The organism is Hymenobacter sp. CRA2 (genome assembly GCF_002007105.1).
Lineage (GTDB): Bacteria > Bacteroidota > Bacteroidia > Cytophagales > Hymenobacteraceae > Solirubrum.
Genome location: NZ_MVBC01000004.1, coordinates 165,256 through 179,190 on the forward strand (window position 1 = coordinate 165,256; position 13,935 = coordinate 179,190).

Genomic DNA, 13,935 nt, shown 5'->3' on the forward strand with positions numbered 1-13,935 from the left:
GTTGGCAGGGGCGCTTTGCTTTGGTAGGGAAAACGGCGGGCTACAAAACAGCTGCCAGCGCCGCAGAGTGAAGCTCTGGCAGCCGAATGCCGGCCACTAAGTGCTGCTCCAGCAGCTGCGCCCAAGTGCGCAGATACAGCACCACGTCGTCGCGGTGGTTGTGGCGCAGGGCTTCACGCCGTTCGAAGGGAATGGCGGACCGGATAGCCGGGTCGGAGAGACGCTCCAGGTGCGCTAGGTCGGTGCGCGAGAAGCCGGCCGCCAGCATTTCGTCGATGGTCTCATCGATGGGCAGGCCGCTGGTCGGACAGTAGTCGCGCAACTGCTGGTCCCAGTCGCCGTAGCGCTGCAGGGCACGGGCGTGGATTTCGCCCTTGCTCAGGCGCGTGATGGTTTGGGCGAGGTGGCCGCAGTTGCAGCTGCCCATGTGGCCCCATTGGTAGGGAGCCTGCGTGCTCAGGCGCTGAGCCGTGGTGCGCAGCGCCTCAATAACCGAAAGCGAACAGCTAGCCATAGAGTTGGAAGTGGATGGCAGATGAGCCCGGCTAACCCGCTGGGCCTGTCTGTATAAGCCTGATCCATCAAATTTTGTTCGCTTGGCAGGCATGTGGAAAGACAAAACGCCACCCGTTGAGCAACAGGCGGCGTTTTGCGCAAATGGAGCGAAGTCCAGGTTTACCGGTTCGGGCGCGAGTCGCGGCGCCGGCGCCGGCCCGAGCGGCCGTTGGCGCCTGCTTTGCCGGCTGCGGCCGGAGCTGCTGAGCCGGAACGCTGCGGCTGGCCTTGGCGCTCGGCTTTGGGGCGCGAGGCCGCGGTGGCCGGACGGCTCTGCTCGGCACGCGGGGCCTTGGCGGCTTTGGGCGCCGCGGCGGGGCCTCGGCCCGAGCGCGGCGGGCGGCCCGCCGAGCCCTTGGGCTTGGTGATGTTCGGTCCTTTCAGCGGCACCGGCGCTACCTCGTTCCGGGCGTAGGAGTGGGTGTCGACGACGGGAATCTGCTGGTTGATCAGGCGCTGAATGTCCTGCAGGTAGGCGCGCTCTTCCTCGTCGCAGAACGAGAGGGCGCGGCCCTCCGCGCCGGCCCGACCCGTGCGGCCGATGCGGTGCACATAGGTTTCGGGCTCGTTGGGCAGCTCGTAGTTCACCACGTGACTCAGCTCGTCCACGTCGATGCCCCGGGCGGCCAGGTCGGTAGCTACCAACACCCGCGTTTCGCCAGACTTGAAGTTCTGCAGGGCCCGCTGCCGGGCGTTCTGCGACTTGTTGCCGTGAATGGCTTCGGCCCCGATGCCTTTGGCGTTAAGCCCCTTGGCCACGCGGTCGGCGCCGTGCTTGGTGCGCGTAAACACCAGTACGCGGCGCAGCTCCGGGTCTTCCAGCACTTCCAGCAGCAGGTAGGGCTTGTCCGTCTTCTCCACCAGGTACACTACCTGCTCCACCGTTTCGGCGGTGCTCGATACGGGCGTGACGGCTACCGGCACCGGGTTGCGCAGGATGGTATCGGCCAGTTCGCGGATGGTGGGCGGCATGGTGGCCGAGAAGAACAGGCTCTGCCGCTGCTTGGGCAACAGGGGCAGGATGCGCCGGATGTCGTTGATGAAGCCCATGTCGAGCATGCGGTCGGCTTCGTCCAGCACGAAAATTTCCAGGCGCTTCAGGTCGATGAAGCCTTGGCCGATAAGGTCGAGCAGACGGCCGGGCGTGGCCACCAGCACGTCGACGCCGCGCTTGAGGGCCTGCACCTGCGGGTGCTGGCTAACGCCGCCGAAGATGACCGCGTGGCGCAGCGGCAGGTGGCTGCCGTAGCTCTCGAAGCTCTCCCCGATCTGGATGGCCAGCTCGCGGGTGGGCGTGAGGATGAGGGCGCGCACGGCGCGGGCACCGGTGGGCTGGTTGCCGGGCTTGGAAAGGTGCAGGCGCTGGAGTAGCGGCAGGGTAAAGGCGGCCGTTTTGCCGGTGCCGGTCTGAGCCACGCCCAGCAGGTCCTTGGCATCGAGCACGTGCGGAATGGCCTGCTGTTGGATGGGGGTAGGGCGCTCATAGCCCGCGGCATGCAGGGATTTCAGAATCTCCGGCAGCAGGTGAAGGTCGTCAAATGTCAAAATCGCAGAAAAAAAGAATGCGGCGGGCGCGGGTGCAAGCCAAACATTGGCCCGCATATTTGGCGTAAGGAACCGGGTCTGGTCCTTATCCAAAACACCCCATGAAGATTACAAAGGTAGAAACGGTTTACGACGGCTTCTATAAGCTGCGCAAACTCACCGTGCAGGACGGCGACGAGCAACTGACGCGGGAGCGGTTTGAGCCCGGCCGCGCCGTCGCCGCGCTGGTATACGACACCAACAAACAGCAATATGTTTTCGTGCGCCAGTTTCGCGTCGGGGCCGAGGGCGAGGTGGACGAAATCCCGGCCGGCATGCTCGACAAGAAAGGCGAGGCGCCGGAAGACGCCCTACGCCGCGAAATAGAAGAGGAGCTGGGCTACGCCGATGTGCACCATTTGGAGCACATCGTGGATTTGTTTCCCTCGCCGGGCGGCAGCGCCGAGCAGATCGGGGTATACTACGCCGAGGTAAGTCAGCAAACCAGCGCCGGCGGCGGCGTCGAGGACGAAAACGAAAACATCAGCTTGGTGCGCATGAGCTGGGAAGAAATGGCAGCCCATCCGTGGCGCGATGCCAAGACGCTGGTAGCGGTGCAGTGGAAGATTCTGCAGGGACGCTAATCGTATCCAATTGAATAAACAGGCTGCCAAGCGCAATAACGCCTTGGCAGCCTGTTTATTCAATTGGATACGATGTTATTGCGTATTCACTACGTAGTCAAAGTGTTGTTTGAACCGCTCATCAGTGATGACGACTTGAACCGGGCCGGGTTGATCTATTTTAACAAATGGTATGGTGCGGGTGCTCAAGTACAGGTCGCGGTTCCAGAAGCGGCCGGTGCCGGGCGTGAGTTGCTGGCTCATCAGCTGCTTGCCATCCTTGGTGGAGGCCGTTACGGTGAGCAGGCTGGGGTCGGCATTTTTGGCGCCTTTGCGGTGCATGGTCACCACCAGCACGCCGCCGGCCGGCAGGGCATTGAACTTGCGCTGGTAGGTCGAGTCGGCCCAGTTGTTCATTTTGCGCAGCTCGTTGATTTCCACGAGCAGTTCGGCGTAGGGACGGTAGGCCAGGCGCGTAAAGGTGCCTTCCACTTCCTGGTCCTCCTCCGTGTTTTTGGTCACGTTCTGCACGTACTGGCACTCCTCGTCTTTTTTAGGACGCAGGTACTTTTTGCGCTCGGCGCCGATCAGGTCCTGGGCGTGGGCGGCCACGGTGCCGAGTGACAGCAACGCCACGAGGGTAAACAACTTCTTCATAGCAGGGAAACAGGGGCTTGATGCAGGCCCATCATCCGGCAAAAATAGGCAACTGTCTGCGGCCGGCCGCTACCAGCCGGCGCGGAAACGGCGGCATTCATCGAAAACCTGCGTCAGAACTCACTGGCCGAACCGCCGCGCCCGCAGTCCGAATACCTATCTTGCCGGGGCCCGCTGCCCTTTGCGGCGGTGCCGTGTACTATTCGCGTCGCGTTTTCGATGCTGCTGACCATTACCACCACCCACCAGCCTGCCACCGACCTGGGCTACCTGCTGCACAAGAACCCCGCCCGCCTGCAGACGCTGGACGTAGCCGCGGGGCAGGCCTACATATTTTATCCTGAAGCCACGGCCGAGCGTTGCACGGTGGCCCTGCTGCTTGACATCGACCCCATCGGGCTGGTGCGCAACCACCGCGGCCCAGCCGGCGAAGGCTTCGCGCTGGAGCAGTACGTCAACGACCGGCCCTACGTGGCGTCGTCTTTTCTGAGCACGGTACTGGCCAAGGCCTTCAATACGGCCATGAACGGCACGTGCAAGGACCATCCCGAACTGCCCGAGACCCTGCTGCCCCTGGAGGCTACCGTGGCCGTGGTGCCGGCTGCCGGTGCCGAGCAGCTGCGGCGGCTGTTCGAGCCGTTAGGCTACGACGTTGAAAGCGAAGCCCACGTGCTCGACCCCACGGTGCGGGCCTGGGGCGACAGCCGCTATTTTACGTTGCGCCTGCGCCACCCCGCGCTGCGCCTGCGCGACCTGCTAAGCCATTTGTACGTGCTCATTCCCGTGCTCGACCGCTGCGACAAGCATCACTGGATCAACCAGGCCGAAGCTGAGAAGCTGCTGCTGCGCGGCGCCGCGTGGCTGCCCCAGCACCCGGAGCGGGAGTTCATCACCCGGCGCTACCTGCGCAACCTCGCCCAGTACGTGAATCCCACGCTGGAGCGGCTGCTCGGCGGGGAAGAGGCGCGGTCGGATGACGCGCCGCTGGCCGCTTCTGACGAGCTCACGAATACTGACGCGCCAACGGCGGCAGCCCCCAATCATCCCGCGGAGAAGAAGCAGGGTCTGCACGACCTGCGGCTCGACGAAGTGGCTGCCGAAATTCAGCGCCTAGGCGCCAAGCGCGTGCTCGACCTGGGCTGCGGCGAAGGCAAGCTGGTGCGCCGGTTGCTCAAGCTGCCGCACGTCGAGCACATTCTGGCCATGGACGTATCGTGGCAGGAGCTGCAGCGCGCCCAGGAACGGCTGCACGTGGCCGAAATGCCCCCACGCCAGCGCGAGCGGCTCACGCTCACGCAAGGCTCCTTGCTCTACCACGACCCGCGGCTTGCCGGCTACGACGCGGCGGCCGTGGTGGAAGTTATCGAACACCTCGACGAAAGTCGGCTGGCCGCGTTCGAGCAGGTCGTGTTTGCCCGCGCCCGGCCGGGCGCGGTGCTCGTCACCACGCCCAACGCCGACTACAACCAGCGGTATGGCGCCCTGTCGGCGGGTGAGTTTCGGCACGCCGACCACCGCTTTGAGTGGACGCAGGCGCAGTTTGCCGAGTGGGCCGACGGAGTGGCAGAGCGACACGGCTACCGGGTGCGCGTGGCCCCGCTGGGCCCGGTGGATGCAGAAGTGGGCGCGCCCTCGCAAATAGCCGTGTTTCAGCTGTAAGAAACGAGCAGGGCCCGGGGCTTATACCTCGCCGGTGGCCAGCGGGCGGCCGCTGCGCGACCATTCGCTCCACGAGCCCACGTAGAGCTTGGGCAGCGGCAAGCCAGCTTGCGCCATGGCCAGCAGCGTGTGGCATGCCGTGACGCCCGAGCCGCAGTGCACCACCGCTTCGGCAGCCAGTAGCGGCTGGTATTTCTGCCGTAGTTGCTCGGCGGAAAGAAAATACCCGTTGGAGTCCAGGTTTTCAGCAAATGGCACGTTTACCGCGCCCGGAATGTGCCCGGCCACGAGGTCGATGGGTTCGACTTCGCCGCGGTAGCGCCGGGCTTCGCGCGCGTCGATGACCACATTGCCCGGCGTTTGCAGCAGGCGCTGCACCTCGTCGGCCGTGGCCAGCGGGAGCTGCCACGCGGCGGCAGGGTAGGGCGCCGCGCCTAGGGCGTGTTCGGGCCCGGCAGCGGTGGGCAGCTTGGCCGCCTGGGCTGCTTGCCAGCCGCCGTTGAGTACTTGCACAGCCTCGTGGCCGAGGGCGCGGAGCATCCACCACAGGCGGGCCGCGGCGTTGGCGCCCTGCTTGTCGTCGTACACGACCACGTGCGTGGCAGGTGTGATGCCCAGCCGGCCGAGCAACTGGCCGAACTGCGCCGGCGCGGGCAAGGGGTGGCGGCCGCCGTGCGCCGGATTAGCGGTTTTTTCGGCCAGATCCGTTTCCAGGTCCACGAACTGCGCCCCGGCCAGATGGCCGGCCTCGTACTGGTGGCGGGCGTCGGGCCCGCTGCGCACATCCAGCAAGCTGACCTGGCCGCTGGTCATTAACGGCCCCAGCTCGGCGGCGGAAAGAAGAGGCTGCATCATGGACAAGGGAGCGGAGGTGCGGGCAGCAAAATAAGCTGAAATCCGCCGCCGGCGGCCGTCATTCCGACCTGGGTTACTGGCCTGTGAGCGAAGCCGGTAGGAAAGTGGATCGGTCGCGCACGAAGGCCACCAGCCACACCAGGGCCAGGATGACGGCCGCTGCCACCGGGCTGCGCCCGTGCGAAATGTCGGTGGCAATGGCCCCAGCGAAGTAGCAGGTGAGCAGCAGCAGCCCGAGCTTCAGGGTGCGCGGGTACACAAACAAGGCCGCGAACAGCAGCTCCATAATCCCCAATACGGGCATGTACCGGGCCATGCCGCCTGCGCAAGCCCGGCGCGGATTTCGGCCGAGCCGGTGAGCTTCATCACACCGCTGGCGACAATCAGCAGGGTGGGTATGGCTGTGGCTAGCCCGGCCACGAGGGTGTTTTTGGTAAGTACCATCGGGAGAAACGGTGGAAAGTGAACGACATGCAGTGGGCTGTCGGTAGCTTGCTGCCAAGGCAAAAGTGCCCGCGCCGCGGTGTACTTCGGATAGCGGTTTACCAAAGTATACCGGTTTGCCGGGGTATAGTAGCCTGATTTGTAGTCACCTTTGCTGCATGCAACTGCCCCCGCATCCTCTGACTAACCAAGAATGCACCGCCTCGATGCGCGCCGTGCGCGACGCCCTCGACCTGCTCGGCGGCAAGTGGAAGCTGCCCATCATCGTGGGGCTGGTGCACGGGCCCAAGCGCTTCAAGCAGCTGCAGCGCGAGGTGGCGGGCATCACGGCCAAGATGCTCAGCAAGGAACTGAAAGAGCTGGAAGTAAACGGGCTGGTGACGCGCTACGTGCAGGCCGATGCCGCGCCCGTGGCCGTGACTTACGCCTTGGCCGAGCACGGCACCACGCTGTACCCGGTGATTGAGGCCCTGCAGGGCTGGGGGCAGCAGCACCGCCGCTTCATCATGCACGCCCCGGCCGTGGCGCTGGCCGAGCCGGTGCTGGTGGCCTAGGTGTGCGCCTGCGTATCAGGTAGATAGCTCGCCAAAACGTCTGTCGGCCGGACTTTTACCCGGGCAGCTGGCAAAGGCTTCGTATTTTTGGGATACCCAGTCCGTAATGCTGGGTGCCGGGGCCGATGCGAATCAAGTTGTTGCTGCTGATACTGTGGGTTGTGGGGCTGCCGCTCCGCCTGCTGGCTCAGGTGCCCGCGGCCGGCCAAGCCTACACCGACGCCCGCGCGGGCTACCGCCTCGTGTACCCGCGCGACTGGCAGGTGTACCAATCCGACACCAAACCGCCGGTCGTGAGCTTCTACGCGGGGGAAGAGTGGGCGCAGGCGCAGGCCGCCGTCAGCCTGACTATTCGGCCGGTGCCGGCGCGCCGCCTGAACCTCAACCTGCTGGCCGCCGGTCAGGCCGACTCGGTGTGGCAGGGCATCATGGCGCAGCCCCAGGCGCGGGTGCTGCGCCTGGAGCAGCACGACGCCGGCACGTACCAGGAAATCCGCTACGACTATACCTACGCGGCTACCGGCGGCGGGCGTACCCACGTGCTGGGCCGGCAGCTGTGGCGCGGGGGCTACGCGTTCGAGCTGGAATACCGCGCCGTCGCGGCGGCCGACGGCCGCCATCTGGCCGCGGGCAGGCAACTGTTGGAGTCCTTCGTCTTTGCCGGCAAGGGCCTGCCGAGCCGGCGCTACGCCGAGCAGCCCTGCGACGACAAGATGTACGGCATTGCCGCCCTGCGCTTTCACAACGGGCAGTGGGAAGACGACTGCCGCACGATTCACGAATTCTCGGTGAGCCGCCCGAGCACCGCGCCCAAGCAGCACCGGCTGGCCTTGCCCTTCCAGTCGTACGCCCTGGCCAAGGGCTTCGACAACTGCCTGTACGCGGTGACCAAGTCGCCGACGGACGCGCCGGAGCTGGTGTACCGCTACAACCCGGCCACCCACACCGGCGAATACACCCCGTGGCGGCTGCCGCGGCAGGGCTCCGAAAACGTCTGGATTTCGGCCGCCACCGACGAGCGGGGCGACCTGTACTTCATCACCAGCAGCGCCGATCTGCTGGTGCGCGTCAGCCCCGCTACCGACTCCGTCTCCGTGGTCTGGGCCGCCGACCCGCTGCGCAAGACGCCGTATTACGCCGCCATCGGCTTTCCCGGCGCCGGTACCCACGCCAATTTCTGCATCGACGACGACAACGCGCTCTACGAAGTCTACAGCACCGACGGCTCCCTGCTAAAGATTGACCTCACCACCCGGCGCCCTGGCACCGAGCTGATGCAGCTCGGGGGCCTGCCGGAGCGCGGCGGCTACAGCGACCTGCTGGTGCAGCGCGACGCGGCCGGGCGGCGGCGCCTATACCTGGCCGGCCCCAAGGCGCTGTACGACGTAGACCTGAACCTGCGTCAGGCTACCCAAGTACGGAAGGGCATCTACACCGACCTGGCCGGCTGCAACGTCTTTCGCTCGCCGGCCAAGCCTGTTACCGCGCCCCGCACGCCTAGTACGGCCCTCTGGCGCGGCCGCGTGCTCGATGCCGTAACCTACCAGCCGCTGCCGCAGGCGCAGCTGCGCCTGCGCGGCACGGGCGGCCCCGAAATTACCGTGCAACTGACGCCCCAGGGCACCTTTGCCGTGGGCGGGCAGACCGGCTACCCCTACGTGACGCAGGTGCAGCTGGCCGGCTACTTGTCCGTCGACAGTCTGTATACGCTGGCGCCGGGGGCCTCGGTGCAGGACATTCTGCTGCGGCCCCTGAACGTGGGCACCACCCTGTCGCTGGATAAGGTGCAATTTGAGCAGGGGCAGGCGGCGCTGCTGTCGTCGTCGACGCCGGCGCTGGATCAGCTGGTAGTCCTGCTCACCAACAACCCCGGCATGACCATCGAGCTGCGCGGCCACACCGACAACGTGGGCGACCCGCAGAAAAACGTGGAACTGAGCCAGCAGCGCGTGGCCGCCGTAAAGGCCTATCTGGTCAACCACGGCATTGCCGAAGGCCGCATCACCGGCATCGGGCTGGGCGGCGCCGAGCCCCGCGCCAGCAACGCGCAGGAAGCCACGCGCCAGCTGAACCGGCGGGTGGAGTTTCGGGTGACGGGGCGCTAGGCGGGGCGGGCGGTGCAGCCAAACGAGGCGTTTGGCCGTTAGAAGAAGCTCCACCATCCCTGCCACTGCCATGCTGACGTTGAGCCTGCCGTTCGCCGCCTGGGTTTCGTTATGGGTTGCCACCCCGCCGGCCGCCGGGGTGCAGAGCTGGGCCGGTTCGTACCGCTACGAAGAGGAGCCCACCAAGGCCCTGGCCGGTTATAGCATGGCCATGATGTGGAATCTGCAACTGAAGCCGCAGGCCGGTAACCTAAGCGGCGAGCTGGCCGTGGAAGGGCAGCAGACTTTTATGAAGCTGAAAGTGCGCGCCGTCGGCACCGACCAGGATGCGCAGGTCGTTTTTGTGCAGGGGCTCGACGGCAGCGGTTACCAGCAGCTCAAGTCCGGCGACGTGCTGTTTCGGCTGCACAAAGACCCCCAAAGCGGCCGCATCCTTACGTACTGGGGCAAGCTGCAGCCCCGCCTGACGGAGAAGTACCAGGACGGGCAGCAGTGCTTTGTGCGGAAGTAAGCCCGTTAACCGTTGATTTTGCTGAGGCGGTAGCGCATTTCCTTGCGGATGCCTTTCCGGCCGGTTTCGGCAAACTCGCGCATAGTCTGAATGGCTTCGGGCGTACCGATATCGTGCAGGGCCCAGCTGAACCACTTGGCAATGACGCTGCGCCTGGAGCCGGAGTAGGCCAGGTAGTCAAAGTTGGTTTCGAGCGCGGCCCGGATAAAAGGCACGCTGCTGGCATGGCGCAGGCGTTGCAGCTCACGGGCAATTTGCTGATGACTCCAGTGATGCGGCACGAGCAGGAGCTGATGCAGCAGGTCGATCAAGTCCGCAGTGTCCTCGGAAAGCCACAGCAGGTCAATGGTCCTGTCCAACTCATCGGCATCGTGTTGGGCCATGGCCGCGGTTAATTCTGCCCGAACGTATTCCTTTGTCAGCTGAAAACCGGGTGGTAGTTTGGCCAGGACTGCCGCCCGCGTACTTTTCCCGCTGGCAAATTCAATAAGCAGTTGCCTTATACTAGCTTCCATAAGTACACAAGTGTCGTGCGGCTACCTACGCTTCGGCTAATAAAGGTAGACGGCATCGGCCTCTTGTTCTGATTCTCTTTTCAATGCCCCTGACCTCCCTCAAGCTCCCCGAACTTTCCCTGGTGCTGCTCATCGGCACTTCGGGCGCGGGCAAGAGCACCTTTGCGCGCCGGCTGTTCCGGCCCACCGAAATTGTCTCCTCCGACCATTGCCGGGCTCTGGTTTCCGACGACGAAAACGACCAGGGTGCCACTACGGATGCCTTTGCCCTGCTGCACTACCTCGTGGGCCTGCGCCTGAAGCGCGGGCTGCTGACGGTGGTCGACGCCACCAACGTGCAGCCCGAAGCCCGCAAGAGCCTCATCGAGCTGGCCCGCAGCTACCACGTGCTGCCCGCCGCCGTGGTGCTCGACGTGCCCGACCGCCTGGCCGAGGACCGCAACCAGCAGCGCGCCGAGCGCCAGCACCTGGGCCGCCACGTGGTGCCGCAGCAGCGCCAGCAGTTGCGCCGCTCGCTCAAAACGCTCAAGGCCGAGGGCTTCCGTCACATCTACCACCTGCGCGGCCCCGAGGAAATCGACGCGGTGCAGGCCGTGGTGCGCGACCCGCTGCACAACAACCTGCGCCACGAAACCGGCCCCTTCGACCTTATCGGCGACGTGCACGGCTGCTACCACGAGCTGGTGCAGCTGCTCACCGCGCTGGGCTACGCCGTGGAGGAGGAGCCGCGCCTCGACCCGCGCGACCTGGGCGTGCGCGTCACGGCCCCGACCGGTCGCCGCGCCGTGTTCCTGGGCGACCTGGTCGACCGCGGCCCGGCCTCCCCGGCGGTGCTGCGGCTGGTGATGCGCATGGTGCAGGACGGCACCGCCCTGTGCGTGCCTGGCAACCACGACATCAAGCTGCTGCGCCACCTCAACGGCAAGCAGGTCAACGAGAAACACGGCTTTGCCGAAACGTTGGCCCAGCTGGCCGGCGAGTCGGATACCTTCAAAAACCAGGTGCGCCAGTTTCTCGACGGGCTGGTGAGCCACTACGTGCTCGACGACGGCCGCCTGGTGGTGGCTCACGCCGGCATGCGCGAGGAAATGCAGGGCCGCGGCTCGGGCGCCGTGCGGGCCTTTGCCCTGTTCGGCGAGACGACGGGCGAAATCGACGAGTTCGGCCTGCCGGTGCGCTACAACTGGGCCGCCGAGTACCGCGGCCGGGCCATGGTGGTGTACGGCCACACGCCCGTGCCCGAGCCCGAATGGCTCAACAACACCATTGACATCGACACGGGCTGCGTGTTTGGCGGCCGCCTCACGGCCCTGCGCTACCCCGAGCGGGAACTGGTATCGGTGCCCGCCGCCAAGGTATACTGCGAGCCGGTGCGCCCGCTGCGGCCCGCCCAGGCCGCCGACGCCGCAGCCGAGCTCACTGCCCAGCAGCAGCACGACGACGTGCTCGACATCCGCGACGTAACGGGCAAGCAGATTGTCAGGACGCGGCTGCTGCCTTCGGTGACCATTCGGGAGGAAAACGCGGCCGCCGCGCTGGAAGTCATGTCGCGCTTCGCCCTGAACCCCAAGTGGCTGCTGTATCTGCCGCCCACCATGTCACCGTCGGAGACGTCGGCGCTGCCGGACATGCTGGAGCACCCGGCCGAGGCCTTCGACTACTTCCGCCGCCAAGGCCAGCAGCGCGTGGTGTGCGAGGAAAAGCACATGGGCAGCCGCGTGGTGGTGGTGCTGGCCCGCGACGAGGACACCGCCCGCCGCCGCTTCGGCGTGGTGAGCGAGGGGCCAGGCAAGGTGTACACCCGCACCGGGCGCAACTTCTTCACCGACGACGCGCTGGAAGCTGCTTTCCTGGCCCGCCTGCAGGATGCTCTGACCAACAGTGGCTTCTGGGAGAAGTTCCAGACCGATTGGGTGTGCCTCGATGCCGAGCTGCTGCCGTGGTCGGCCAAGGCGCAGGAGTTGATCAAGAACCAGTACGCCGCCGTGGCTGCCGCGGCCACCGCCGCCCTGCCCGAGGCGGCAGCCGTGCTCAGCCGGGCCGCCACCCGCGGCCTCGATGGCATCGAGGCGCTGCTGGCCCGCACCACGGCCCGGCAAACGGCCGCCGAGCACTACGCCGCCGCGTACCGCCGCTACTGCTGGCCGGTGGAAAGCCTGGACGATTTGCGCCTAGCACCCTTCCACCTGCTGGCCACCGAAGGCCGGACTTACTTCGACAAGGACCATGTGTGGCACATGGAAACGCTGCGCGCCGTTTGCCTGGCCGACGAGGGCCTGCTGCGCGCCACGCCTTTCCGCGTGGTACACGTGCAGGACATTCCGGATGTGGAAGTAGCCATTCAGTGGTGGACCGACCTCACGGCGGCCGGCGGCGAAGGCATGGTGGTGAAGCCCTACGAATTTATCCCCGCTGGGCAGAAGCACCTGGTGCAGCCGGCGCTGAAGTGCCGCGGCCGCGAGTACCTGCGCATCATCTACGGCCCCGATTACCTGCTGCCCGGCAACCTGGAGCGCCTGCGCGAGCGGAACGTGAAGGCCAAGCGCAACCTGGCCCTGCGCGAATTTGCCCTCGGCGTGGAAGGGCTGGAGCGTTTCGTGGCCGGGCAGCCGCTGCGCGCGGTGCACCAGTGCGTGTTCGGGGTGCTGGCGCTGGAAAGCGAGGCTGTGGACCCGCGCCTGTAAGCCGATGGAGAGGCCTGCTGATCCGCTGGAACCGGAATTCTCTCTTGCACACCGGTTGCTGCGTCCTCACAATCTAAGCGGCGTGCTGGCGCGCGGCTGGCTGTTGTGCGTACTGCTGAGCCTGCTGGAGTGGCTCACGCCGCTGGCCTTCAGCAACCGCGCCGTGAGCAGTGCCCTGCACTGCGGCATCTGGGTGCTTTCGCCGTTTGTGGCCCGGCGCCTGCCTGAGTTGCGGTGGCTGCCGCGGCTGCTGTGGAGCGTGTTGCTTGGGCTCTTGCCGGTGTGGCTGTTGCTCTGCCTGTGGCCCTGGGGCTTTGGGCTAATTCCCTTGTCGTATCAGTACCACTTCTTTTTCGGCACCAACGACAGCGGCGCTACCTGGAAGACCACGTACATCTACGCCCGCCAGAACGGGGCCGTCGTAGCGCGGCAGCAGTGCGAGTACTGGAGCCTGCATAGCTCAGAAACCCGGCACAGCCGCACGGTCAAAATAGTGCCGCTCACGCCCGTGTGGCAATGGGTAACGTCGGCTGAGGACGAGCACCCCCAAGGCTGGGCCCTGGTCGACAAAGCGGCGGTGTATTTCGGCCCTGATTCTACCAAGCAATACCGCGCCGATGCCTTGAAAGCGGGGCAGCAGCGCTGCTGGCAGGAGCAACAACGCCTCGACAGCATCCCCCAGTCGGCGCCCCGGCTGACGCTGCCGCCCGCCACGCAGCGCGGGGCCGGCACCCTGGGCTTTGAGCTGGCCGGCAAGGTGTGGCGCAACTTCGGCCACTGCTTCGACGGCCAGGCGTGCACGGATCAGTGTCCCGTGCGGGCCTCGGCGGCCCTCGAATACGTCGACCCCACCACGCGCATCTACTCGTTCCGAATCATGACCGAGTTGCACGCGGGGCCTACCAATCGGCAGCAGCTATCCATCTGGCTGGGCCGCGTGAGCGGGCCGGGCACGTATGAGTTGGAGTCGCCCCAGGAGGCCAGCGAAAATTTTGACCTCGTACTACAAGACAAGGTCACCGACAGCCTCTACAGCCAAGCCAACGCCCTGGACCGCCGCGGACCCCGGGCGGCTACCCAAGACATCAGACCCGCCCGGGTGACCATCACCCGGCTGGATCCGGAGGCGCGGATTCTCTCCGGCACGTTCGAAGGGCAGCTGCGCGCTGACGCCCCGCGCGCTAAGCCCCTACAAGTCAGTAAAGGCCGCTTCGACGTGCACTACTTTTTGGTGCGCAACTAAGCCGCT

The 13,935-nt window shown here is 65.8% G+C and carries 13 protein-coding genes; 7 read left to right on the plus strand and 6 right to left on the minus strand.

Features of this window, described 5'->3' with window-relative positions; translation table 11 throughout:
- Positions 1-40: 40 nt before the first annotated feature.
- Together B0919_RS08640 and B0919_RS08645 are read right to left on the minus strand one after the other, a co-directional pair.
- Positions 41-514 carry a hypothetical protein gene (locus tag B0919_RS08640; RefSeq protein WP_078011836.1) on the minus strand — a complete coding sequence of 158 codons (474 nt, stop codon included), beginning with the start codon at positions 512-514 and terminating at the stop codon, positions 41-43.
- 161 nt (positions 515-675) lie between these two features.
- Complete coding sequence (locus B0919_RS08645; protein WP_078011837.1) at positions 676-2,100, minus strand: DEAD/DEAH box helicase; 1,425 nt, start codon at positions 2,098-2,100, stop codon at positions 676-678.
- A gap of 101 nt (positions 2,101-2,201) precedes the next feature.
- On the opposite strand from B0919_RS08645, the gene B0919_RS08650 reads away from it, so the two are divergent.
- The gene (locus B0919_RS08650; protein WP_078011838.1) at positions 2,202-2,723 is read left to right on the plus strand and encodes an NUDIX domain-containing protein; all 522 of its coding nucleotides are present in this window, start codon (positions 2,202-2,204) and stop codon (positions 2,721-2,723) included.
- Positions 2,724-2,798: 75 nt separating this feature from the next.
- On the opposite strand, the gene B0919_RS08655 is transcribed toward B0919_RS08650, so the two are convergent.
- Positions 2,799-3,359, minus strand: a complete 561-nt coding sequence (locus B0919_RS08655; RefSeq protein ID WP_078011839.1) for a hypothetical protein — start codon at positions 3,357-3,359, stop codon at positions 2,799-2,801.
- A gap of 219 nt (positions 3,360-3,578) precedes the next feature.
- Between B0919_RS08655 and B0919_RS08660 the strand changes: the two genes are divergently transcribed.
- Entirely contained in the window at positions 3,579-5,018 is a 1,440-nt protein-coding gene (locus B0919_RS08660; protein WP_078011840.1) for a 3' terminal RNA ribose 2'-O-methyltransferase Hen1, read from the plus strand.
- A 21-nt stretch (positions 5,019-5,039) separates the two neighbouring features.
- Here the strand turns inward: B0919_RS08660 and B0919_RS08665 are convergent, their stop codons facing one another.
- Together B0919_RS08665 and B0919_RS25655 are read right to left on the minus strand one after the other, a co-directional pair.
- Positions 5,040-5,873: a sulfurtransferase gene (locus B0919_RS08665; RefSeq protein ID WP_254846520.1), complete on the minus strand. Its 834-nt coding sequence runs from the start codon at positions 5,871-5,873 to the stop codon at positions 5,040-5,042.
- Between the two features lie 73 nt (positions 5,874-5,946).
- Positions 5,947-6,159, minus strand: coding sequence for a hypothetical protein (locus tag B0919_RS25655; protein WP_254846521.1), 213 nt, complete (start codon positions 6,157-6,159; stop codon positions 5,947-5,949).
- Between the two features lie 316 nt (positions 6,160-6,475).
- On the opposite strand from B0919_RS25655, the gene B0919_RS08675 reads away from it, so the two are divergent.
- The 3 genes from B0919_RS08675 (at position 6,476) to B0919_RS08685 (ending at position 9,487) form a co-directional block, all read left to right on the plus strand.
- Complete coding sequence (locus tag B0919_RS08675) at positions 6,476-6,871, plus strand: winged helix-turn-helix transcriptional regulator (protein ID WP_078011841.1); 396 nt, start codon at positions 6,476-6,478, stop codon at positions 6,869-6,871.
- Positions 6,872-6,996: 125 nt separating this feature from the next.
- Entirely contained in the window at positions 6,997-8,976 is a 1,980-nt protein-coding gene (locus B0919_RS08680) for an OmpA family protein (protein WP_078011842.1), read from the plus strand.
- A gap of 70 nt (positions 8,977-9,046) precedes the next feature.
- On the plus strand, positions 9,047-9,487 hold the full coding sequence (locus B0919_RS08685) for a DUF5991 domain-containing protein (protein ID WP_078011843.1): 441 nt from the start codon (positions 9,047-9,049) through the stop codon (positions 9,485-9,487).
- Positions 9,488-9,492: 5 nt separating this feature from the next.
- On the opposite strand, the gene B0919_RS08690 is transcribed toward B0919_RS08685, so the two are convergent.
- Positions 9,493-9,870 carry a hypothetical protein gene (locus tag B0919_RS08690; protein WP_078011844.1) on the minus strand — a complete coding sequence of 126 codons (378 nt, stop codon included), beginning with the start codon at positions 9,868-9,870 and terminating at the stop codon, positions 9,493-9,495.
- Positions 9,871-10,085: 215 nt separating this feature from the next.
- Here B0919_RS08690 and B0919_RS08695 point away from each other — a divergent pair, with 215 nt between their 5' ends.
- On the plus strand, positions 10,086-12,686 hold the full coding sequence (locus B0919_RS08695) for a polynucleotide kinase-phosphatase (RefSeq protein WP_078011845.1): 2,601 nt from the start codon (positions 10,086-10,088) through the stop codon (positions 12,684-12,686).
- 55 nt (positions 12,687-12,741) lie between these two features.
- On the plus strand, positions 12,742-13,929 hold the full coding sequence (locus B0919_RS08700) for a hypothetical protein (protein WP_139362006.1): 1,188 nt from the start codon (positions 12,742-12,744) through the stop codon (positions 13,927-13,929).
- Positions 13,930-13,935 lie beyond the last annotated feature (6 nt).